The 23,256-nt window shown below is 40.6% G+C and carries 12 protein-coding genes, 2 tRNA genes, 3 rRNA genes and 1 pseudogene; 5 read left to right on the top strand and 13 right to left on the bottom strand.

Going from position 1 to position 23,256, the window contains the following annotated elements:
• Positions 1-10: 10 nt before the first annotated feature.
• The 5 genes and pseudogenes from aspS to IX83_RS01505 all read right to left on the bottom strand — a co-directional run bounded on the left by aspS (position 11) and on the right by IX83_RS01505 (position 4,337).
• Entirely contained in the window at positions 11-1,804 is a 1,794-nt protein-coding gene (gene aspS / locus IX83_RS01525) for an aspartate--tRNA ligase (protein ID WP_038498374.1), read from the bottom strand.
• Between the two features lie 38 nt (positions 1,805-1,842).
• A pseudogene (locus IX83_RS01520) lies at positions 1,843-2,058 on the bottom strand (FmdB family zinc ribbon protein); the annotation flags it as partial.
• 36 nt (positions 2,059-2,094) lie between these two features.
• The gene (locus tag IX83_RS01515; protein ID WP_038498371.1) at positions 2,095-2,769 is read right to left on the bottom strand and encodes a site-2 protease family protein; all 675 of its coding nucleotides are present in this window, start codon (positions 2,767-2,769) and stop codon (positions 2,095-2,097) included.
• A 3-nt stretch (positions 2,770-2,772) separates the two neighbouring features.
• Positions 2,773-3,210: an RNA polymerase-binding protein DksA gene (gene dksA / locus IX83_RS01510; protein WP_038498368.1), complete on the bottom strand. Its 438-nt coding sequence runs from the start codon at positions 3,208-3,210 to the stop codon at positions 2,773-2,775.
• 20 nt (positions 3,211-3,230) lie between these two features.
• The gene (locus IX83_RS01505; RefSeq protein WP_038498365.1) at positions 3,231-4,337 is read right to left on the bottom strand and encodes a CobW family GTP-binding protein; all 1,107 of its coding nucleotides are present in this window, start codon (positions 4,335-4,337) and stop codon (positions 3,231-3,233) included.
• 168 nt (positions 4,338-4,505) lie between these two features.
• On the opposite strand from IX83_RS01505, the gene IX83_RS09155 reads away from it, so the two are divergent.
• The 5 genes from IX83_RS09155 to IX83_RS01480 all read left to right on the top strand — a co-directional run bounded on the left by IX83_RS09155 (position 4,506) and on the right by IX83_RS01480 (position 8,968).
• Complete coding sequence (locus tag IX83_RS09155; RefSeq protein WP_077315972.1) at positions 4,506-5,135, top strand: prepilin peptidase; 630 nt, start codon at positions 4,506-4,508, stop codon at positions 5,133-5,135.
• A gap of 96 nt (positions 5,136-5,231) precedes the next feature.
• Entirely contained in the window at positions 5,232-6,131 is a 900-nt protein-coding gene (locus tag IX83_RS01495; protein WP_038498359.1) for a siderophore ABC transporter substrate-binding protein, read from the top strand.
• The gene (locus tag IX83_RS01490) at positions 6,131-7,093 is read left to right on the top strand and encodes an ABC transporter permease (protein WP_038498356.1); all 963 of its coding nucleotides are present in this window, start codon (positions 6,131-6,133) and stop codon (positions 7,091-7,093) included. The genes IX83_RS01495 and IX83_RS01490 overlap by 1 nt, the downstream gene beginning before the upstream one ends.
• Positions 7,083-8,039 (top strand): iron chelate uptake ABC transporter family permease subunit, encoded by a 957-nt coding sequence (locus IX83_RS01485; RefSeq protein ID WP_038498353.1) that lies wholly within the window; start codon positions 7,083-7,085, stop codon positions 8,037-8,039. Before IX83_RS01490 ends, IX83_RS01485 begins: the two co-directional genes overlap by 11 nt.
• 170 nt (positions 8,040-8,209) lie before the next feature.
• Complete coding sequence (locus tag IX83_RS01480) at positions 8,210-8,968, top strand: iron ABC transporter ATP-binding protein (protein WP_038498350.1); 759 nt, start codon at positions 8,210-8,212, stop codon at positions 8,966-8,968.
• A gap of 1,306 nt (positions 8,969-10,274) precedes the next feature.
• Here IX83_RS01480 and IX83_RS01475 read toward each other — a convergent pair.
• The 8 genes from IX83_RS01475 to IX83_RS01440 form a co-directional block, all read right to left on the bottom strand.
• On the bottom strand, positions 10,275-11,810 hold the full coding sequence (locus IX83_RS01475) for a Fic family protein (protein ID WP_038498347.1): 1,536 nt from the start codon (positions 11,808-11,810) through the stop codon (positions 10,275-10,277).
• 448 nt (positions 11,811-12,258) lie between these two features.
• On the bottom strand, positions 12,259-15,033 hold the full coding sequence (locus IX83_RS01470; RefSeq protein WP_077315933.1) for an autotransporter family protein: 2,775 nt from the start codon (positions 15,031-15,033) through the stop codon (positions 12,259-12,261).
• A gap of 120 nt (positions 15,034-15,153) precedes the next feature.
• Positions 15,154-16,758: an IS1634 family transposase gene (locus IX83_RS01465; protein ID WP_038498341.1), complete on the bottom strand. Its 1,605-nt coding sequence runs from the start codon at positions 16,756-16,758 to the stop codon at positions 15,154-15,156.
• A 500-nt stretch (positions 16,759-17,258) separates the two neighbouring features.
• A 5S ribosomal RNA gene (gene rrf / locus IX83_RS01460) occupies positions 17,259-17,371 on the bottom strand.
• A 143-nt stretch (positions 17,372-17,514) separates the two neighbouring features.
• Positions 17,515-20,389 (bottom strand): 23S ribosomal RNA (locus IX83_RS01455).
• 415 nt (positions 20,390-20,804) lie between these two features.
• A tRNA-Ala gene (locus IX83_RS01450) sits at positions 20,805-20,880 on the bottom strand.
• Positions 20,881-20,894: 14 nt separating this feature from the next.
• Positions 20,895-20,971, bottom strand: a tRNA-Ile gene (locus IX83_RS01445).
• A 79-nt stretch (positions 20,972-21,050) separates the two neighbouring features.
• Positions 21,051-22,592: ribosomal RNA gene (locus IX83_RS01440) — 16S ribosomal RNA — on the bottom strand.
• Together the 16S, 23S and 5S rRNA genes with 2 tRNA genes alongside form the textbook arrangement of a ribosomal RNA operon.
• Positions 22,593-23,256 lie beyond the last annotated feature (664 nt).

Raw genomic sequence — 23,256 nt, 5'->3', positions numbered from 1 at the left:
CGAGATGTGTTTAAACGTTCTTAGGGTTACGCAAACGAATATGTAACTCGCGAAGCTGTTTTTCATCGACAGGTGATGGTGCTTGTGTTAATAAACATTGTGCACGCTGTGTTTTCGGGAATGCAATCACGTCACGAATCGACTCTGCACCTGTCATCAATGTAATCAAACGATCCATACCAAATGCAAGACCACCATGAGGAGGTGCGCCATATTGCAAGGCATCTAACAAGAAGCCAAATTTCGCTCTTGCTTCTTCCTCACCAATCTTCAAGGCACGGAACACTTTAGATTGAACATCTTCTTTATGAATACGCACTGAACCGCCACCTAGCTCCCAACCGTTCAACACCATATCATAAGCTTTGGCATAAGCTTTTTCAGGTGCCGTCTCAAGATAGTCTTCGTGACCATCTTTAGGGCTGGTAAATGGGTGATGGCAAGCCACATAACGATTCTCTTCCTCATCATATTCAAACATGGGGAAATCAACCACCCACAATGGCTGCCAACCTGCTTCAAAAAAGCCGTGAGATTTGGCAAAATCGCTTTGACCCAACTTCACACGCAAAGCACCCATCGCATCATTTACAATCTTCGCTTTATCTGCACCAAAGAAAATCAAATCGCCATTTTTAGCACCTGTGCGTTCGATAACGGCATTCAATGCTTCATCGCTCAAGTTTTTCACGATCGGTGATTGGAGTCCATCGCGACCTTGAGATACGTCATTCACTTTAATGTAAGCTAAACCTTTAGCACCATAAATCGCCACAAATGCCGTGTAATCGTCAATTTCTTTACGCGTTAACTCAGCACCATTTGGAATACGCAAACCCACGACACGACCGTTAGGCATATTAGCAGCGGCATTAAAGACCTTGAATTCAACCTGCTTCATCACATCGGTCAATTCTGTAAACTCAAGTTTGACGCGTAAGTCAGGCTTATCAGAACCATAACGAGCCATTGCTTCATCCCAAGTCATCACAGGGAATTTTTCAGGAAGCTGGACATCTTTGGTTTTCTTGAAAATATGACGAATCATATCTTCAAATAATTCACGGATCTGGAATTCATCTAAGAAAGAAGTTTCGCAGTCGATCTGGGTAAATTCTGGCTGACGATCAGCACGTAAATCTTCATCACGGAAACACTTCGTGATCTGATAATAACGATCAAAGCCCGCTACCATCAATAACTGCTTAAATAGCTGAGGTGACTGTGGCAACGCATAGAACTCACCATCATGTACACGAGAAGGTACTAAGTAATCGCGTGCTCCTTCAGGCGTACTCTTAGTCAACATCGGCGTTTCAATATCGATGAAGCCATGTTCATCTAAGAATTTACGAGCTTCTAAAGCCACCTTATAACGCAACTTGAGATTTTCTTGCATCATTGGGCGACGCAAATCAAGCACACGATGAGCCAAACGTGTCGTTTCGGACAAGTTCTCTTCGTCTAACTGGAACGGTGGCGTAACAGAAGCATTCAAAATCTCTACTTCTTTACACAAAATCTCTACCTGACCAGATTTCAACTCAGGGTTTTCTGTACCAGCAGGACGACGACGCACCACGCCAGTAACCTTTAAACAAAATTCATTACGAACCGTTTCTGCTACTTTAAAACTTTCAGGATAATCTGGATCAAATACAATCTGAGCCAACCCTTCTCTATCGCGTAAGTCAATAAAAATCACACCACCATGGTCACGACGACGATTCGCCCAACCATATAAAGTCACTGTTTGATCTAAATGATCTAAGCAAACCTCGCCAACATAGCAAGTACGTTTCATGAGTAAACACTCCAAAAATAAATCAACGATTAATGAGCATTTCCAGTATTCGATTCTGTTTTCGGTGACTTCTTACCACTAAAATCAGTCGCATACCAACCATTACCTTTTAGCTGAAACCCCGCAGCGGTCACTTGTTTTTGAAAATGACTTTTATGACAAGCAGGACATTCAGTCAGCACTGGGTCTGAGATCTTTTGTAACACATCTTTCTCAAAACCACAGTCTAAACATTTATAAGCATAAATAGGCACAATTCTTCCCAAAAGAAAATGTCTATTTTATCCTATCTACATCAAGGTCATGTGACTTATGAGGGAATTAATAAAACTATTTGTCCATAATACAACAGGACCAAAAATCACCCTAAAAGCACCTGTTACCACCAAAAATAAGATAATAAACAAATTATATTGCTTCAAACCCGCATATTGAATGGCATAGCGAGCAGGCAACAGGTTCATCACAATGTAAGAACCTGGTAAAGGCGGAATCGGCAAAAGATTAAATAAAATTAACACAACATTAATGATCACGCCCAACTCTGAGGTCAACACCACAAATTGTAATAATTTTACATCGATGGTATCCAGCCTCAAGTAAATAGCCAAACACAATATCAGCATCCACGCCACTGCCATTAAAAAATTAGCAAACGGACCTGACAACACCACTAAAGCGAGGCCTTTATTAAAATTCTTAAATTTATTGGGATTAAAAAGAACAGGTTTTGCCCACCCAAAAAAGACAGGACTTCCTAACAACATCAACCCCAATGGCATCAAAATAGTACCAATGGGGTCAATGAATTTTCCTGGATTGAGACTACAAAAACTAGCTGTTAATGCAGAGTCATCTCCAAGCATTCTAGCAGTGAACGCCTTTGCTGCTTCCGACAACGTCAAAGCAAAAATAAAAGGGATCGCCGCACATACCAAAATTTGAATCTGATCATTAAAACTCATGTCTTAATCACCATACATTTTCTGGCGTTTCTCACGTCTTTCCTGAGCCTCTAATGATAACGTTGCTGTCGGACGTGCCAATAAACGTGGAATACCAATCGGATCACCTGTTTCCTCACACCAGCCATAATCCCCTGACTCAATCAAAGCCAATGACTGTTGTACTTTTTTCAACAACTTGCGTTCACGATCGCGAGTACGTAACTCTAAAGCATGTTCCTCTTCAATCGTTGCTCGATCGGCAGGATCCGCAGCAAACTGAGTTTCACGTAGTTTTTCAGTAGTCACGTCGGCATTATTTAAGATGTCTGCCTCCAGTTTTTGAAGACGATCTTTGAAAAAAGCAAGCTGTGCTTCATTCATGTAATCATCTTCTGACATTGCCAAAAGCTGTTTTTCTGTTAATAGCTTTTCTTCTGTATTTTTCTGTGTTTTAGCCATACTTCACTCCTTACTGCTCATCAGGCAAGACATTGGTCCAAACCTGCTTTTAATACATCTTTCGGTAATTTACGACCAATAAAAACCATTTTGGTTTGTGGTTTTTCTTTAGCTCCCCAAGGCTGTCCTGGCTCCGCTCCCATTAGCATATGAACGCCTTGGAATAAAATTTTCTGACGCATCCCTTTCATGTAAATGACCCCCTTATAGCGAAATAAATCTGGACCATACACCTGAACAATACCTGACAAAAAGTTCTCCAAACGTTCATGAACAAAAGGACGATCTGAGGTGTATAAAAATGCACCAATATCATCGGTATGGTGATGGTCGTGATGATGACAATGTTCATCGCACTCATGATCATGATCGTGATGATGGCAATGCTCATCGCACTCGTGATCATGGTCGTGGTGATGGCAATGTTCATCACACTCGTGATCATGATGATGGTGGTGTTCATCCTCTTTTAAAAAGTCAGGATCAATATCTAACACGGCATTAAGATTAAACCCGCTAATATCAAGAATCTGTTTTAAATCCACTTCACCAAAGTTTACAGGCATCATCTGAGCACGCGGATTAATCTTCACCAAACGTTTTCTAATGCGATCATATTCTTCATCCGTTACCAAATCACGTTTTGAAATCAAAATACGATCGGCAAACCCCACCTGTTGTTGAGCTTCTTCACGTTCATCTAAAGTGGTCATACCATGTTTAGCATCCACGATACACACCACCGCATCTAAACGATAATAACGAGCAATATCGTCATCCATAAAGAAAGTTTGACAAACTGGTCCAGGATTAGCGACACCTGTTGTTTCGATGACCACACGTTCAAAATTCAGCTTACCCGCTTCACGTCTAATTTTCAGATCCAAAAGCGTTCGCAACAAATCTCCTCGAACGGTACAACACACACAGCCATTGTTTAACTCAACAATTTCTTCACTTTGTTCCGATACCAACAGCTCATTATCGATACTTTCTGGTCCAAACTCATTTTCAATCACAGCAATACGTTGACCGTGATATTCAGTCAATATACGTTTCAATAATGTTGTTTTACCAGAACCTAAAAAACCTGTTAATACGGTAACGGGAACCATTTTTGTCATCATTGCACTCTTTAGGATAAATAAACTTTACAAAATAGCCAATTATCATAGCCTATTTTCTTCTTTTGATTAAAACATAGCGGCTTATTGCTGTAAATATTTTTATCATCTTTTGTCACAAACTTAAACTATTTTTTTACCCCCTCTTAAAAATACCTAATCAAAATCCTCATGGACAATGCCTACAACACCCTATTGTCCTACTTCTTACTCTATTTCAATATAGAAAAAAAGGAGCACATGATGCTGACACTGATTTTCTTTTTGATGGCTTTTTGTTGTTTTTTATTTCTTTTGCCCAAATTACCTTATAGCTCATTGCCAATATGGGCGTGGTTGGGGCTTCCTATATTTTTTATCATCGCTTATTTCCTGCATTTACCCGCTTCTGATCAAATACTGGTAAGCTTTTTGTACATCCTATCCCTTATTGACATCCAATACGCCAAACTTCCTAACCTATACACGATGGGTTTATTGTGGCTAGGATTATTGCTAAAAAGCTATAATCCATCCGTTTATTTATTCCCACATTTATTGTGTTGCAGTATTCTATATTTAAGCCTTAACCTTATTAATCTCATCTTGTTTAAGCAAAAAAAGAAAATCGCTATTGGAGGCGGTGATATTAAACTACTTTGTGCTATTAGCTTATGGTTAGCCCCTCACCAGCTGATCAACGTGTTTATCTTTTGTTCTTTGCTGTCACTTTTATACAGCTTGTGTTTTAGAACTTCTTATATTCGTTTGGGCCCCTTTATTGCAGCACCCACATTATGCATTTACTTTTTTTCATCCTGATTTTTTACAAAAAAACTTTGAATAATAATTATTCTTATTTATAATTTAAAATTACCGAATGTCGATTTCAGAAACTTGAAATGTTGGTGATGTTTTATGATGAAAAAAAGATTATTTACCCTTTTTGCGACTTTATTTTTTGGCATGGCTAGTGCCGACACCCTAACGATTAACACGGCCAGAGGTGAAGTAAGCTTAAAGACACCTATCCAAACAGTAGCGGTCTTTGATCTGGCTACCGCCGATACACTCCAAGCGTTAGACGTACCGATTGCTGGTTTACCAGAACGTACTTTTACCAAATATCTAGCACCTCTTCACGCTCATGCCAAAAGCGTAGGGACTGTTTTTGAACCCAATTTAGAGGCTTTGGCTGAATTAAATCCTGATCTCATTATCGTGGCATCACGTAGTAGCAGCAAGCTAAGTGAGGTTCAGAAAGTTAGTCAGAGTATTGATTTAACAGACAAAGGGGCAGACCTGCTCAGTGATGCACGTAACCGCATTCATACTTTGGGAAAAATTTTCCAGAAAGAAGCACAAGCTCAAAAATTAGATGATCAGCTCAGTCAACTCATTGATGAAACACGTGCAGCGGTCAAAGATAAAGGCAAAACACTCATGGTAATGGTCAATGGTAACAAGCTATCTACCTTTGGTCCTAAATCTCGTTTTGGTTGGATTTTTAATAACTTGGGGATTACGCCTGCTGATAACGACAATGTCGATGCCACCCATGGTCAGCCTATTTCCAATGAATATATTCAAAAAGTCAACCCAGATTGGTTAATTGTATTGGATCGTAGTGCAGCGATTGGTGAGGAAGGTCAGGCCGCTGCACAGACTTTGAATAATCCTTTGGTAGCAAGCACGACGGCATGGAAAAAAGGACAGGTTATTTATCTGGACGGTGCATCGTATGTCGCTTCTGGGGGCTACACACAAATCACACAAGATTTAAAAAATATTAAAAACGCTTACTCTCAAGCACAATAATGGTGACCAAACTGCCCCTCAATACACTGAATGTCATACTACTTGTCATACTGACCACCCTCAGTATGACCATTGGTGTGGCAGACTTTTCTTGGGCGAATATTTTCACGCAATCACATGATTTACAATTATTGCTCGTAAGTCGTATCCCTCGAACATTAGCGATTATTCTCACAGGAGCTAGTCTTTCTGTCGCAGGTATGGTGTTGCAGATTGTTTTACGCAATCGTTTTATCGAACCATCGATGACAGGGGCAACACAAAGTGCTACTTTGGGTATTTTGGCTGCCAGTCTATTATTACCTGCTTCCAGTTTACTGCTAAAAATGAGCATTGCCACAATAGCCGCACTGATGGGTATTGTACTGTTTATGGGCTTGCTCAGTCGTCTACCACCCACACAAAAATTATTAGTCCCCCTAATAGGTATCATTTACGGCAGTATCTTGGAAGCATTAGGCACTTTTATTGCCTATGAAACCGATACATTACAGTTAATCAGCGTTTGGTTTACAGGTGATTTTTCTAGCGTATTGGCAGGACGTTACGAGCTACTTTGGTTAAGTGCTATTTTGGTCGTTGTCATCTACTTCCTAGCAGACCGACTAACCATTGCAGGCATGGGAAAAGAAATTAGTACAGGACTAGGTGTCAGTCATGAAAAAATGCTTTGGATCAGCCTGATTGCCGTTGCCTTAATTTCTGCTGTAGTAGTAGTCAGTGTGGGGGCTATTCCTTTTGTTGGACTGGTCGTACCAAACATTGTTTCACGTATCGCAGGTGATCGATTGAGAAAAAGCCTACCTTCAGTCATCTTAATGGGTGCAAACTTACTGCTAATTTGCGATATTGTTGGTCGAGTGATTAATATCCCCTATGAGATCCCCGTCTCAACAATTTTTGGCGTGATCGGTACGGGTGTATTCCTATATTTATTGATGAGAAGAAAATATGCTGGATAAAAAGACCCTCATCTATTCATTCATCTTACCTTTGATGATTTTATTAGCTGCCTGTTGTTTTTACTTATTTTACGGGATCAAGGGAAACTGGTCTTTTATTGTAGGACTACGTGCAAACAAACTGGCTTTATTGCTGCTTGTCGCCTATATGATTGGCATGTCCACCCTCTTATTCCAAACACTCACTAACAATAATATCCTAACACCTAGCATTCTGGGCTTTGATGTTCTCTATGTACTGATGCAGACTATTCTTGTCTTTTTACTCGGTAATAGTTTTGTTTTACTAAATATTTATTGGAAATTCAGCGTGGAGGCCCTTATTATGGTGGGTGCTTCGATTGTTTTATTCCGAACGCTTAATCGATACAGTCAACACGATCTCACCAAAATGATTCTTATTGGTGTGATTATGGCCACTTTTTTACGCAGTATCAATAGTCTATTACAACGTTTAATCGACCCCACTGTTTTTGCCATTGCACAAACTCGAACATTTGCAAGTTTTACTTCAACCAAACCAGAATTACTGACGATCGGCGGGATCATCGCTCTATTAAGTTTTATCTGGATATGGCAACAAAGACATCGTCTTGATGTGCTAATGTTAGGCAAAAATCTTGCGATTACATTGGGTATTGAGTATCGTCAATTTAGTATCCAGATCCTAACTTGTATGGCTATTTTGGTTTCTGTGGCAACGGCTTTGGTAGGACCTATCAGCTTCTTTGGTCTATTAGTCTGCACTTTAGTCAATATCCTCACACCTAGCATGCAACATTCCGTTCGTATTCCTTTTACTTTTCTAATCTCCGCCTTAATCCTCGTTCTTGGACAGTTGTTATTTGAACAAGCATTAGGCATGAAAGGCGTGCTGGGCGTTGTGATTGAGTTTATCGGTGGATTGACCTTCCTTGCTTTGGTTTTGAAAAAGAGAACATTATGATTACCACTCATCAAGTTAATTTTGATATTGCACAAGAGCGTATTTTCAGCGTTTTAAAAGTTTTGAAACGACCTACCAACCACCGCTTATAATAGGCGAGCTGGGCGTTGTCATTGAGTTTATCGGTGGATTGACTTTCCTTTTGCTTTGGTTTTGAAAAAGAGAACATTATGATTACCACTCATCAAGTTAATTTTGATATTGCACAAGAACGTATTTTGAAGGATATTAATTTGGACATTCCCGAAAAAGGTATTGTGGCAATTATCGGTCCAAATGGCGCAGGAAAATCCACTTTGTTCTCACTCATTGCTCGTTTACAAGGGCTAGAAGTGGGGGATATTTTGATTGATGGGACATCGATTAAAGTCCAAAAATCAGCTCAAATTGCCAAACAACTGGCGATTTTGACCCAGCAGAATGACCTCAACCACCGTATTACCGTCCAAGATTTACTCATGTTTGGGCGATACCCTCATCATCAAGGACGACCTACCACTCAAGATACGCACGTAGTCAATGAAATGTTAGCTACCTTTGAACTAACGGCGTTGAAAGACCGTTTACTCAGTACCTTATCTGGCGGCCAAAAACAACGTGCTTTGATTGCCATGGTCTTTTGCCAAGATACGCATTATGTTTTGCTAGACGAACCTCTGAACAATCTGGATATGTACCATGCTCGTGAATTGATGCGTACTTTGAAAAAGTTAAGTGACGAAAAAGGACTGAACACGATTATGGTGGTACATGATATCAATATTGCCGCTGCATGGGCAGACCATATCATTGCCATGAAAGACGGATCTATCGCCATTCAAGGAAATCCAAAAGACGTCATTACCAAAGAGAATCTCAAACACATCTTCTCCATGGATACGGAAATCCTACTGTATCAAGACAAACCGTTGGTTATTACACATTTGTGAATTTAAAATACTTCAAAACATCTAGGTCGGTGTATCTTAGGGGGTATCTTGGGGGGTGTCTTAGGGGGTAACTAGGTCGGCAAATAACTATCAACAAACACAACCAATTGATTTTATTAAAATACTTCAAAACATCTAGGTCACCATCTTAGGGGGTATCTTGGGGGGTATCTTAGGGGGTAACTAGGTCGGCAAATAACTATCAACAAACACAACCAATTGATTTTATTAAAATACTTCAAAACATCTAGGTCACCATCTTAGGGGGTATCTTGGGGGGTGTCTTAGGGGGTAACTAGGTCGGCAAATAAACTAAATAAACCTAACCTATTGATTTTAATACAAACACCCTTACACATCTAGGTCGGTATCTAGATCGGTGTCTTAGTCAGTATCTTAGTCACTGATAGACATGATAAACATAACCAATTGATTTTATTAAAATACTTTAAAACATCTAGGCCACCATCTTAAGGGGTGTCTTAGGGAGCAACTAGATCGACAAATAAACTAAATAAACGTAACCTATTGATTTTAATACAAACAGCCTTACACATCTAGGTCGGTGTCTTAGTCAGTATCTTAGTCACTGATAGAGATGACAAACTTAACTAATTGATTTTATTAAAATACTTTAAAACATCTAGGCCACCATCTTAAGGGCTGTCTTAGGGAGCAACTAGATCGACAAATAAACTAAATAAACGTAACCTATTGATTTTAATACAAACAGCCTTACACATCTAGGTCGGTGTCTTAGTCAGTATCTTAGTCACTGATAGACATGATAAACATAACCAATTGATTTTATTAAAATACTTTAAAACATCTAGGTCACCATCTTAGGGGGTATCTTGGGGGGTGTCTTAGGGGGTAACTAGGTCGGCAAATAAACTAAATAAACCTAACCTATTGATTTTAATACAAACACCTTTACACATCTAGGTCGGTATCTAGGTCGGTGTCTTAGTTAGTATCTTAGTCACTGATAAAGATGACAAACATAACTAATTGATTTTATTAAAATACTTCAAAACATCTAGGTCACCATCTTAGGGGGTGTCTTAGGGGGTAACTAGGTCGGCAAATAAACTAAATAAACCTAACCTATTGATTTTAATACAAACACCCTTACACATCTAGGTCGGTATCTAGGTCGGTGTCTTAGTCACTGATAAAGATGACAAACACAACCAATTGATTTTAATAAAATATTTTTAAAAATATCGAAGTCGGTGCTAAATATATCAAACAAGTTCATTTTGCTCTTGTTTATAAAATAAGAGACAAAATTCATTATTTTTTATCATTTTTCTTTTTTTAATTGTCGCGTTAAGTATTCTTTTCCTAACTGTGTTAATCGGTATTGTTGATATCGGCTAGTGGGCTTTTCTGGTAAGGTTCTTTCAACAAACCCTTGTTCTAAAGCTGGATTCAGATATCGTGATCTAAAATATTTTCTGTCACCAATGTTCATATTCAGCATTAATTGCTTTACTCCTAAAGATTCTTTTTCCAATGCTACAAGGAAATATTCTATTCTGCCAAAATAATCTTCATGCTCTTGGTTAACCCCTTGATCTGCACCACTATGAATAGGCAAGCGAATCAAAAAGTAGCTGTTTTCTTCATCCGTTTCAAAAGTTGCTTCTGGTGATCCGTTGTTTTTCATGGCTCGAATAATTTTAGGTACTCCTGTAGAGCGTCCTTCGGTTAGGTCTAAATCTTTTAAAAACTCTCCTATTCTACGATTTCGATAGCGTCTACTCACTGCTTTACCAGCCTGTAAGTCGGAAAGTTTTATGGAACGATCAGGTCCTGGATAACTTAGGATTTCAATAGAAGTCGCATTAATCCGCACTTCAATGGGTTCACGAATTTCATAAGAACGATGATATACGGCATTTATCAATGCTTCTTCAATGGCTTCAAAAGGATAGTTCCAAAAGCGTTTGGCTTTGGCTTGATTGGGAATTTTAATAATGGTTTCTTGTAAATAAAGATTTTTGATGTATTGCAAGGCTTCTTGGGCAATGCGAGCCAATGGACCTTTAAAAATCTTTTCATCAATACGGTTGGCACCTGTACCTTCTGGAAAATGCACGACATCAATTTGTGTATAAGGAAAAAATCGATCGGGATGACTATTAAAGAACAACAATCCTACATTTTTAGGAAATAATGCTTCACTACTACCTCCTACAATATTCATTCGTCTCGCTAATTGTTCCACAGAAAGTTGATAAGCTTCTGATGCTAATTCACTTTTGATTTCAGTTAAAAACTCCCTAATCAAGTGTGGTTCTAAATCTTCAAGTTTTGCATTTAGACATAGACGGTCATCAAAAGGGATTTTATTAGCTAAAGATAAAAGTTCTTGTTCTATTTCTCCTTTGGCTTCAATGCTACTGGAGTGCTGACGAATGTAATACGCCCAATTTTCGGTATTTTTACTTGATAAAGATTTTTTGGCACGATAAGGACGCATTTCTCCTGCCACTGCCCATAGTACCAATATCAATTTCCCTTGAATCTCATAAGTTGCTGTTAATACATGAAAACTAGGAAAGATAGCACTCTTTTCAAGTTGTAATAATTCTTTGCGAATATGATCAATTTGGTTGGCATTTAATCCAACGGGTGGTAATACTGGCATTCCATGTTCTTCTTTAACACCAATGATGACATACCCACCACCAAGATTATGAAAGTCATTAGCAAAAGCACAAAGAGTATGCAAAATCGCTTCTGGATTCCAATTGGTTTTAAACTCAATTCGCTCATCCTCAATCGTTTTTTTGCTTAATAAGTCGTGAATATTGATAGGTAATTTATCATTCATATTCTTTCTCTTTAAATCAAAACGTTCACTTTCATAAATTTTACAAACTTTTAATATGCAATTTTATACTCTAACATATTATGAATAAATAGATGATTACTTTATTTATCCTCATAAAAAAGCCCCAGTATTTTTGACTAGGGCTAATTATTATTCATTCATGGTTAAGTTTTTTTACGTAATTTACGAACTATATCTCGAATTTTATGAGCCATTCTTTTCAGAGGAAATGATTTACGTCGTAAATAATTCACATCTTGTTGTATTTGATAGATCTGCCAACCCAGACTATCTATATTACTTTGCATCAATAAGCACAATATTCCATAATTTCCAATATCACTTTGCAATGCTTGGCATTACGATAAGCGATTTGAAATTCTTGATGCTTATTTGCACCAGCAATAACAACAATCGCCAACTAAGTTTTCATTAAACTATTAAGAGATTAATGAAACTTATAAGAAACACCTAGCATCCATTGGTAATTTCGATAACTATTTTTACCGAATTGAACGGCTACATCTGTCCATAAATACGAACGGTCACTCCACTCCCGCTTAATCCCCGCTTTTAACTCACCAATAGTACGCAACGTATCGGAAGATACTTGTGTATCACCCATATCAACCGCAAAGTCTCTAATATAATGCAAAATACCTGCCTCGATATAAGGCTCAGTGACACGATAATGGTAGCTCGAGTTTTTCTGTTCATTTTGATAGTATTGCTCATAATAACGCAATGATGTACGAACACTTAATCTTGCTAGCCAATTGTGATGATCAGCTTTAACTTTTGTACCTGATGCTTCAGTCAACTCTTTTGACCCTACTCCTAAATATACAAGCTGTGCCTGTGGTTGTAAGAACCAATCACGACGAACCATATCACCAGATTGAAGCGTGTGCTGATTATCTCTATAATCTTTTTGATCTAATAAGAAATTATGCCCCACTTCTACAGAAGCTGTTATGCCTTGTGCATCGTATTGCTGGGTTGCCAATCCTTCACCATACACTCTATTACGATAACGATTAAACATTAGCCATGTATCTATATAGGTCCCTCTTTTTTCTAACCAATCAGAATAATATGTACCATAAAGACCTAAAGCCCATCCTTTGGTACGCAAACGCGAGCGATATCCTGTAATATCCGAATAAGAACTAGAACTAGCTTCACCAAAAGCTGCCATAACCCCTACATCAATATTATTTTTGTCATTGGTGGTAAAGCTCAATACATCTCCACCAGCATGAAGTGCATAAGAATAAGTATTTGTTTTAACTTGATCACTACGATTTTTAAAACTGCCCTCATTACGTGTGTAATGTGCCCATAAGCCTCGACGCGTATCAAAATGTCGTGCATAGTTTTGATCTAAACAATTTGCCAATTGTGCCATACGCTGATATTCATTTTCTCTTTTCTGATAAATTGTCACAGCTATACCTGGATCGGTAGGATAGCCTTTATCATCTACTGTTTCAAAGCGATAACGACACTGATAACTTGCTAAGTCATTAGCGTATTGATTAAATTTCATTTCGCGATTAAGCATACCATAACGATCTTTTTTCATATAGGAACGTCGTGAATAGCCTGTTCTATCCCATAATCGTGTCACAAACAAACTATTTGATAAATAATGAGCTGACAAATAGCTACCTGTTTCTGGACGATCAATCGGAGTACCACTTGAAGTTCCTCCTCGAGAAGCACTTGTAGTATTCACCAAATACCAGTTACCATAATCATCTTCCGTATAACCAAAATAGCTATCCGCATTTTCATCAGCTTTCTGTAGCCAATATTCATACGCTCCTGCAACTACTCGACTCGTTAATGTGAATACACCGTCAGAATTACCATCTACTTCAATAATATTAATCCCTTTTGTGGTGATAGCACCTTCGCCTCCAACATTCGTGACTTGTATATTTGTATTACCTGAAGTATTACCTTTGACCACTAATTTATCAGTGGCTGAATTGTCATCTCCCAAAACTGTCTGGAAGTAGAGTGTGGTATTAGCCAAAGCTGTTGTATATTTACTTGAGTCTACCGTTAAAGGATAAGACACAATAGATTTACCGCTATTATTAAGCTGAAAATAACTTTTAGAAATATTAATACCCGTTGCTTGTAATGAAGTATAGAGAGAAGCTAAATCAATTGCATCGACCGTACTAGTTGTACTTGCGTAGTTGCCATATATGGTCAGTGTGTTGCCTGTAAAGCCAGAGGTATCACCCGTTGCTGTGTAATATACATTATTTGTTGTTGTGTTGGTACTAACAGATCCTGTAGGAGAGCGGTAATTTGTTGTGGCTACATCATAAGGCGTAGAAAGATAAATCGCTGTCTGATAAGCGTTCAGGTTGGTTAAACTAGAATCTCCTGTAAATATCAAAACTGAATTATTCACTGGGTCGGCACTATAACTCGAGGGCTGAGTATTTAAATTAATAGTCCCTAAATTCTCTTCATCGGTTCCTGCAGAATCAACAGAAGTTTTTCCTGCAAAACGTACCAAACCTGTTATGGTGATATTGCCTTTTGTTTCTGCTTGTAATGCCGTCGCAGAAGTATCATATGAGGTCATAATAACGCCATTCATCGGAACATAGCCTTGATTTCCAGCATAAACCCCTACATCAGATGATTCCCCAAGATAAATCTGAGGAGTGTATCCCTTAGCATTAATAAGTACCATTGCCCGCTTACTAGCATCTGACGATAATACACCATCAGCATAAACCGCATACTTTACTGATCCATCACTATTCGGAATACCAGAATAAATTCTAAAGCCTGTATTATCATACGTCCGCTGATATGACTCAGTCTTTCTATCAACCCAACGGCGATGGGTTAAGGTTTCTGAAGCATCGCCCTCTAACACGATAGAACCGCCGTTTTGGGCTGCTAAACCTTGGAATGTATTATTGTAAGTACCCTCTGCTGTAATTAGCCCAACTACAGCGTTAAGCCATCTGAGTCTACGACCCCCATTAGTCTGAACACACAACCCTGCTGAGTTACCAAGCAATTTTGCTCCAGCACTTTCACTATCAGCAATACCACATACAGACTTACCATTTGGATCTCCCGAAGAAACATAAAAGCCATTAGTGCTAAAAGTAGCAAAACCAACCCTTGGAAACAAGGCATACAATCCCAAGATTGTCATACACAGCATACGTTTCCGATGAAACATTATTTTCTCCTATAAATAAAACAATTTCTCTGCTTTCAATAACTACTACCATTGATTATACCCTAATTTCCCGATAATTTATAGTATACCCCTCCATCCAATATGGAGGGGTAGGTATTTTTATACTTTAATGTCTAGGTTTAATTCATTTAAGATTTTGACTTGATCGGTTGTTAGAGGGTGTAATACTTTTTCATCATCAGTAACAAATAACTTAATATCGTCAAGCTCTTCAATTATATTGGTGAGGCTATACTTATATTCGATTTCTGTATGTCTAATTCTATTTCTTAATGCACTTAATAGAATTAACGCAATGAACATGACGAAGATTTTTCCGTTTGTTGTTTCTGAACGTTGAGTTCTTAATCTTCTTGAATCTAAGTTTGTTTTGATGTCGCAAAAAGCTTTTTCGATGAGATCTTTACCTCTATATGCCTCTAACACTTCTCCTGACGTTAAATCTAAATTGTTGGTAATTAAAACAAAATATCCTAGTCTATTATATTCATAAGAAATTTTTTCAATATCTCTTTCATATGAATACTCCGTTTTACCCTCTTGATGAATTTTGAAATACTTACAAGTTTTCTTTGTCACCACTTTTTCCTTTATTTTGTCTTGTAGTGCCTTTTCTTCATACTGCAAGTATTCTTCAAAATCAGACTGTAGCTCAATTTGTTTATCAGGATCTAAGAATACATGCAGATTGCATTTCATTCCTGTTAACTCAGAAGAAATTGTTCGACATTTTACCGTTTTAAATCCAGGAACTAAATCAGTGTAGCCCAGCTTTAGCTCTGAAATCTCATCGATAGATTGTCTTGATAAGTTTGTGTTTCTGGGTAAAAAAGTTATAAATTTATTCCCTAATTCATCGATTGTTTTTAAGTTATCACTTGAGAAATAGCCTTGATCCATGACGAAGGTAATTTTTTTATCTTTTAGATTCTTAGTTAAACTTAACATGAATTTTAGGTACGATTTATCAACAATGTTTCCCTGATACCAAGAGTAATTGAAAGGTAAGCGTGAATCGTAACCATATAGGATGCCAAGGTTTATCTGCTTTGTTTTGTCATTTTCTTTGTTGAATCCAAGTTTTGCTTCAATGATGCTTGAACTCGTTGAAATCGAGGTTGAATCATAGGCTAGAAAGTTTTCTGAACTTGCTTTTTGACTCCATAGATCCAGAAACTGATGTCTTTTTTCTTGAGTTATCACTTGAGAAAAAATATCACTAATCCTTTTGTCATTCATACATAAAGAAGTCGGCAAATAGTGTTTGTTAGCCCATCTTTCATATCCCTTCATCACATTGCCACAACAGAGCATGTAGGTGGCTAACGACATTAAATAGTGATGATCGCTACCAAAAACCTTTCTTAACATAACATCTAATTCTAGTTCTTTTGCTATTGTTTGAACGAGCTGCAACAATCCTTCAGGACGCGTGTATTTAACAGCAGATAATGGAATCTTTGAACAATCAACTTCTTCTTTTATGAACTGTGGTTTATCGTAAACTTTTAAATAATTTTCATTAGGTTGGAATAGTCTAGATTTTTTATCAACTAACTTGCCAATGGTGATTTTCTTTGATTGAGGATTGCCGTTGGCATTTCTTTTATACGCATAGTTATAAATCACATAATAAGTATCTTTGTATTTTAGATACGTGATGTTTTTATCAGGAAGCGTTGCTAGTTGATTTAAATATGCCATTATGATTACCTAATGTAGACTGTGAATAATACATTATATTATAGTCTACAAAATAAAAAAAAATCAAGCCCGACGGCTTGGTTTTTTATTGTTTTTTAAAGATTTTTTACATTTTGTTGTTGTTTATATACTAAAAATTATGGGAAATTAGGTTATACACAAACTGACTTGTTTTTTTCAAGGCTTGTGTCGTTGAGATTACGCTCAATAAATCCTTCTTCGTCTATTTTCTTAGCCAACAGTTTTTGTTTTTTTTGCCATAAGAAAAACGTGCATGTTGTACTCTCTCAACAAACTGTTGCCAACGTTCACTCTCATTCGCACCGTCTAACCACTCATAATTAATTTAACTTTAAAGGATTAGAGCAAAAGACCGTAACCAGATAAGATAAGGATATCCTCTCGTTTATTTTAAATACGCTAATACTTTTTGAAGACATGAAGCTCATAAAAACAAAAAACCCCCGTTGCGGTGAGCAACGAGGGTTTGTGTATAGAGAGCCTGACGATGACCTACTTTCACAGATGTCCATCCACTATCATCGGCGCTAAGGTGTTTCACGGTCCTGTTCGGGATGGGAAGGCGTGGGACCACCTTGCTATGGTCGTCAGGCAAAAGCCTGTGAGTGTCTTTAACACTTAGGAAGAAGCACGAATCTTGTAGGATTCAGTAATGAAGAGAATTGGGATAGATGAGCTTAATTCATTGTTACGGCACGTTGAACATATAACCATGTAAGAACAACATTAAGTTATAGGATCAAGCCGCACGGGCAATTAGTACTGGTTAGCTGCATGCATTACTGCACTTCCACACCCAGCCTATCAACGTTGTGGTCTACAACGACCCTTTAGGGAGTTCAAGACTCCGGGATACCTTATCTTCAGACGAGTTTCCCGCTTAGATGCCTTCAGCGGTTATCTCTTCCGCACATAGCTACCCGGCGATGCCACTGGCGTGACAACCGGTACACCAGAGGTGCGTCCACTCCGGTCCTCTCGTACTAGGAGCAGCCTCCGTCAAGTATCCAACGCCCACGGCAGATAGGGACCAAACTGTCTCACGACGTTTTAAACCCAGCTCACGTACCTCTTTAAATGGCGAACAGCCATACCCTTGGGACCGGCTACAGCCCCAGGATGAGATGAGCCGACATCGAGGTGCCAAACACCGCCGTCGATATGAACTCTTGGGCGGTATCAGCCTGTTATCCCCAGAGTACCTTTTATCCGTTGAGCGATGGCCCTTCCATTCAGAACCACCGGATCACTATGTCCTGCTTTCGCACCTGCTCGACTTGTCAGTCTCGCAGTCAAGCACGCTTTTGCCATTGCACTATCAGCACGATTTCCGACCGTACCTAGCGTACCTTCGAACTCCTCCGTTACACTTTGGGAGGAGACCGCCCCAGTCAAACTGCCCACCATACACTGTCCCCATACCGGATCACGGTACCAGGTTAGAACCGCAAACAAACCAGGGTGGTATTTCAACAACGGCTCCAGGTGAACTAGCATCCACCTTTCTTCGCCTCCCACCTATCCTACACAGGCCGGTTCACAATCCAATGTAAAGCTACAGTAAAGGTTCATGGGGTCTTTCCGTCTAGCCGCGGGGAGATTGCATCATCACAAACATTTCAACTTCGCTGAGTCTCAGGAGGAGACAGTGTGGCCATCGTTACGCCATTCGTGCAGGTCGGAACTTACCCGACAAGGAATTTCGCTACCTTAGGACCGTTATAGTTACGGCCGCCGTTTACCGGGGCTTCGATCAAGAGCTTGCACCCCATCACTTAACCTTCCGGCACCGGGCAGGCGTCACACCGTATACGTCCACTTTCGTGTTGGCACAGTGCTGTGTTTTTAATAAACAGTCGCAGCCACCGATTCTCTGCGGCCCTATCACGCTTTAACACGCTACCAGGGCATACCTTCTCCCGAAGTTACGGTATCAATTTGCCGAGTTCCTTCTCCTGAGTTCTCTCAAGCGCCTTAGAATATTCATCCCGTCCACCTGTGTCGGTTTGCGGTACGGTCAACATAGAACTGAAGCTTAGAGGCTTTTCTTGGGACCACTTCCTGTGACTTCGGTAAGCAAGCTTACCTTCGACTCAATACCTTGATTGTCGTAGCCGGATTTGCCTAACTACCCTCTCAGTACCAACAACGGGGACTTCCATCACCCCGATCACATTTCGCAATCCGTCCCCCCATCGCATCCTATGCCGGTGTAGGAATATTAACCTACTTCCCATCAGCTACGCATCTCTGCCTCACCTTAGGGGCCGACTCACCCTGCGCCGATGAACGTTGCGCAGGAAACCTTGGACTTACGGCGAGCAGGCTTTTCACCTGCTTTATCGCTACTCATGTCAGCATTCGCACTTCTGATACCTCCAGCATGCTTCTCAACACACCTTCTCAGGCCTACAGAACGCTCTCCTACCGCTTGTAGTTGCCTACAAACCCGCAGCTTCGGTAACTGGCTTGAGCCCCGTTACATCTTCCGCGCAGGACGACTCGATCAGTGAGCTATTACGCTTTCTTTAAAGGGTGGCTGCTTCTAAGCCAACCTCCTGACTGTCTATGCCTTCCCACTTCGTTTCCCACTTAGCCAATTTTAGGGACCTTAGCTGGCGGTCTGGGTTGTTTCCCTCTTGAGTCTGGACGTTAGCACCCAGTGCTCTGTCTCCCGTAGTCAATCTTGTCGGTATTCGGAGTTTGCCATGGTTTGGTAAGTCGCCATGACCCCCTAGCCATAACAGTGCTCTACCCCCGACAGATACCCTACGAGGCACTACCTAAATAGTTTTCGGAGAGAACCAGCTATTTCCAGATTTGTTTAGCCTTTCACCCCTATCCACAGCTCATCCCCTAATTTTTCAACATTAGTGGGTTCGGTCCTCCAGCAAGTGTTACCTTGCCTTCAACCTGGCCATGGATAGATCATCTGGTTTCGGGTCTACACCCAGCGACTAGACGCCCTATTCGGACTCGCTTTCGCTACGCCTTCCTTATTCGTTAAGCTTGCCACTGAATGTAAGTCGCTGACCCATTATACAAAAGGTACGCCGTCACAGTTCCTGACTGCTCCGACTGTTTGTATGCACACGGTTTCAGGTTCTATTTCACTCCCCTCCCGGGGTTCTTTTCGCCTTTCCCTCACGGTACTGGTTCACTATCGGTCGATCACGAGTATTTAGCCTTGGAGGATGGTCCCCCCATCTTCAAACAGGATTCCACGTGTCCCGCTCTACTTGTTCAGCGCTTAGTACCACCGATTGCATTTCGTCTACGGGGCTATCACCCTCTATAGCAGAGCTTTCCATCTCTTTTGACTATACAATCGGCTATCTCGCTCAGGCTGCTCCGGGTTCGCTCGCCACTACTGCCGGAATCTCGGTTGATGTCTTTTCCTCTGGTTACTTAGATGTTTCAGTTCACCAGGTTCGCCTCATTTAGCCTATATATTCAGCTAATGATACAGCTTATTGCTGTGGGTTTCCCCATTCGGATATCTGCGGATCAATGCTTATTTGCCAGCTCCCCGCAGCTTTTCGCAGGCTATCACGTCCTTCTTCGCCTGTGATCGCCAAGGCATCCACCATGTGCACTTGGTCACTTGATCCTATAACTTAATCTTGTTATAGAAAACTTCTTCGGTAAATAATTTCTTATCTACCACACAATAGCGCCTTTTTATCCACTATTGTGCTCTTACATGTTTCGCGTTTGTGCCGTTTTCTTCATCTTCTGTAGTATCGCTACTACCTAAGACGTCGAGAACTTCATTTTGCAATCACAACCCGTCTTCATTTAACGCGTCTCTAGCGTTCATTCAAACACTAGAAACCCTTGAATACTTTAGTTGTGCTTCTTCCTAATTGTTAAAGAACAGTTTATTTCAATAAGAAATAATGGTTAGTTATCTTTTTAATCGCACATCACCATTAAAAAATAGCTAAGCATTATAACCTAATTTTTTCATCATCGTCAAGTAACTTTTAACCCTACTTAACCCTGATATATCGCTTCATCAAGAATGGTGGAGGATGACGGAGTCGAACCGACGACCCCCTGCGTGCAAAGCAGGTGCTCTACCAACTGAGCTAATCCCCCAAGATACCTTAACTTGGTGGGTCAAGATGGGCTCGAACCATCGACCCCCGCCTTATCAAGACGGTGCTCTAACCTGCTGAGCTACTGACCCTAGATTCCTTCTGTTCATTTCTAACAACCGATAAGTGTAGGCACGATAATCGATAAGAAGCCTCGCTTTATGCTATCTTAAAGGAGGTGATCCAGCCGCACCTTCCGGTACGGCTACCTTGTTACGACTTCACCCCAGTCACGAATCCTACCGTGGTCATCGCCCTCCTTTCGGTTAGGCTAACGACTTCTGGTAAAACCCGCTCCCATGGTGTGACGGGCGGTGTGTACAAGACCCGGGAACGTATTCACCGCGACATGCTGATCCGCGATTACTAGCGATTCCGACTTCATGCACTCGAGTTGCAGAGTGCAATCCGGACTACGATCGGGTTTGTGAGATTAGCTCCACCTCGCGGCTTGGCAACCCTCTGTCCCGACCATTGTATGACGTGTGAAGCCCTACCCATAAGGGCCATGAGGACTTGACGTCATCCCCACCTTCCTCCGGTTTGTCACCGGCAGTCTCATTAGAGTGCCCAACTTAATGATGGCAACTAATGACAAGGGTTGCGCTCGTTGCGGGACTTAACCCAACATCTCACGACACGAGCTGACGACAGCCATGCAGCACCTGTGTTCCAGTTCTCTTGCGAGCACTGCTCTATCTCTAAAGCATTCCAGACATGTCAAGGGTAGGTAAGGTTTTTCGCGTTGCATCGAATTAATCCACATCATCCACCGCTTGTGCGGGTCCCCGTCAATTCCTTTGAGTTTTAATCTTGCGACCGTACTCCCCAGGCGGTCAACTTCTCGCGTTAGCTTCGCTACTAAGTCAGTCTTGACCCAACAGCTAGTTGACATCGTTTAGGGCGTGGACTACCAGGGTATCTAATCCTGTTTGCTCCCCACGCTTTCGTGCATGAGCGTCAGTGTTATCCCAGGAGGCTGCCTTCGCCATCGGTGTTCCTCCACATCTCTACGCATTTCACTGCTACACGTGGAATTCCACCTCCCTCTGACACACTCTAGCAAGACAGTTAAAAATGCCATTCCCAAGTTAAGCTCGGGGATTTCACATCTTTCTTTTCCTGCCGCCTGCGCACGCTTTACGCCCAGTAATTCCGATTAACGCTTGCACCCTACGTATTACCGCGGCTGCTGGCACGTAGTTAGCCGGTGCTTATTCTTCAGGTACCGTCATCACTCAATGGTATTATCACTAAGCTTTTCTTCCCTGACAAAAGTGCTTTACAACCCGAAGGCCTTCTTCGCACACGCGGGATGGCTGGATCAGGGTTGCCCCCATTGTCCAAAATTCCCCACTGCTGCCTCCCGTAGGAGTCTGGGCCGTGTCTCAGTCCCAGTGTGGCTGGTCGTCCTCTCAAACCAGCTACGGATCGTCGCCTTGGTAGGCCTTTACCCCACCAACTAGCTAATCCGATATCGGCCACTCCATTAGCGCAAGGCCTTGCGGTCCCCTGCTTTCATCCTTAGATAATATGCGGTATTAGCTACGCTTTCGCGTAGTTATCCCCCACTGATGGGTACGTTCCGATACTTTACTCACCCGTTCGCCACTCGCCGACAAGAAAGCAAGCTTCCTCTCGCTGCCGTTCGACTTGCATGTGTAAGGCATCCCGCTAGCGTTCAATCTGAGCCAGGATCAAACTCTTGAGTTTAATCTCTGTATTTCTTGGTCGTGGCGCTTACCGCACCACTACTTCTAGCGTCTACTCAAAAAAATTAACTAATGTGTTCATCACTATCTCTAGCAATAAACCTCACTCGTTTATTTCTGTCATTCGCGTAGCACACTAGCTTATTTGAAGCTCGCACTCCCTACCACTAGCATGCCTACGCTTATCGGTTGTTTCGTTGTTAAAGAACAGATTCGCTTAATCGCGAAAGATTAGAATTATAGACCCCTTTTATTTTTACTGTCAACACCTTTTTTAAAAAATCTTACTCAACACTGTATCAAAATACCACCACAAAAATCTATCCAGATGATTTATAAAAATAATTTACACAAACCCCTCTTTTTTAAAAAATTAACTCACCTCCTGTTTTTATTGTTGCTTTTTCTCACATTTTTATCCATTAATTTTCCTATACATTTAACACCTCAACGCTCAACATACGCGACATCTTTGACCTTTTTGACAGAAGTTTTTCTTATACCTTATACATCACGCTCCCACTCTCGCACAAGACTTTATTTAAGCTTTTTCCAAGCCCCCAGCTATGCACCAACTCTCAACTCTCTTACATTACTTTCCTCCATAAACAAAGTTACCACTAACGCCCCTCAATTACCATCCTCCCAAAAAATCGTTACTTTCC

Origin of the sequence: Basilea psittacipulmonis DSM 24701 (genome assembly GCF_000743945.1) — a bacterium.
Lineage (GTDB): Bacteria > Pseudomonadota > Gammaproteobacteria > Burkholderiales > Burkholderiaceae_B > Basilea > Basilea psittacipulmonis.
Note: the sequence above shows the minus strand (reverse complement) of the source record. Positions and strands in the feature narration are given on the sequence as shown.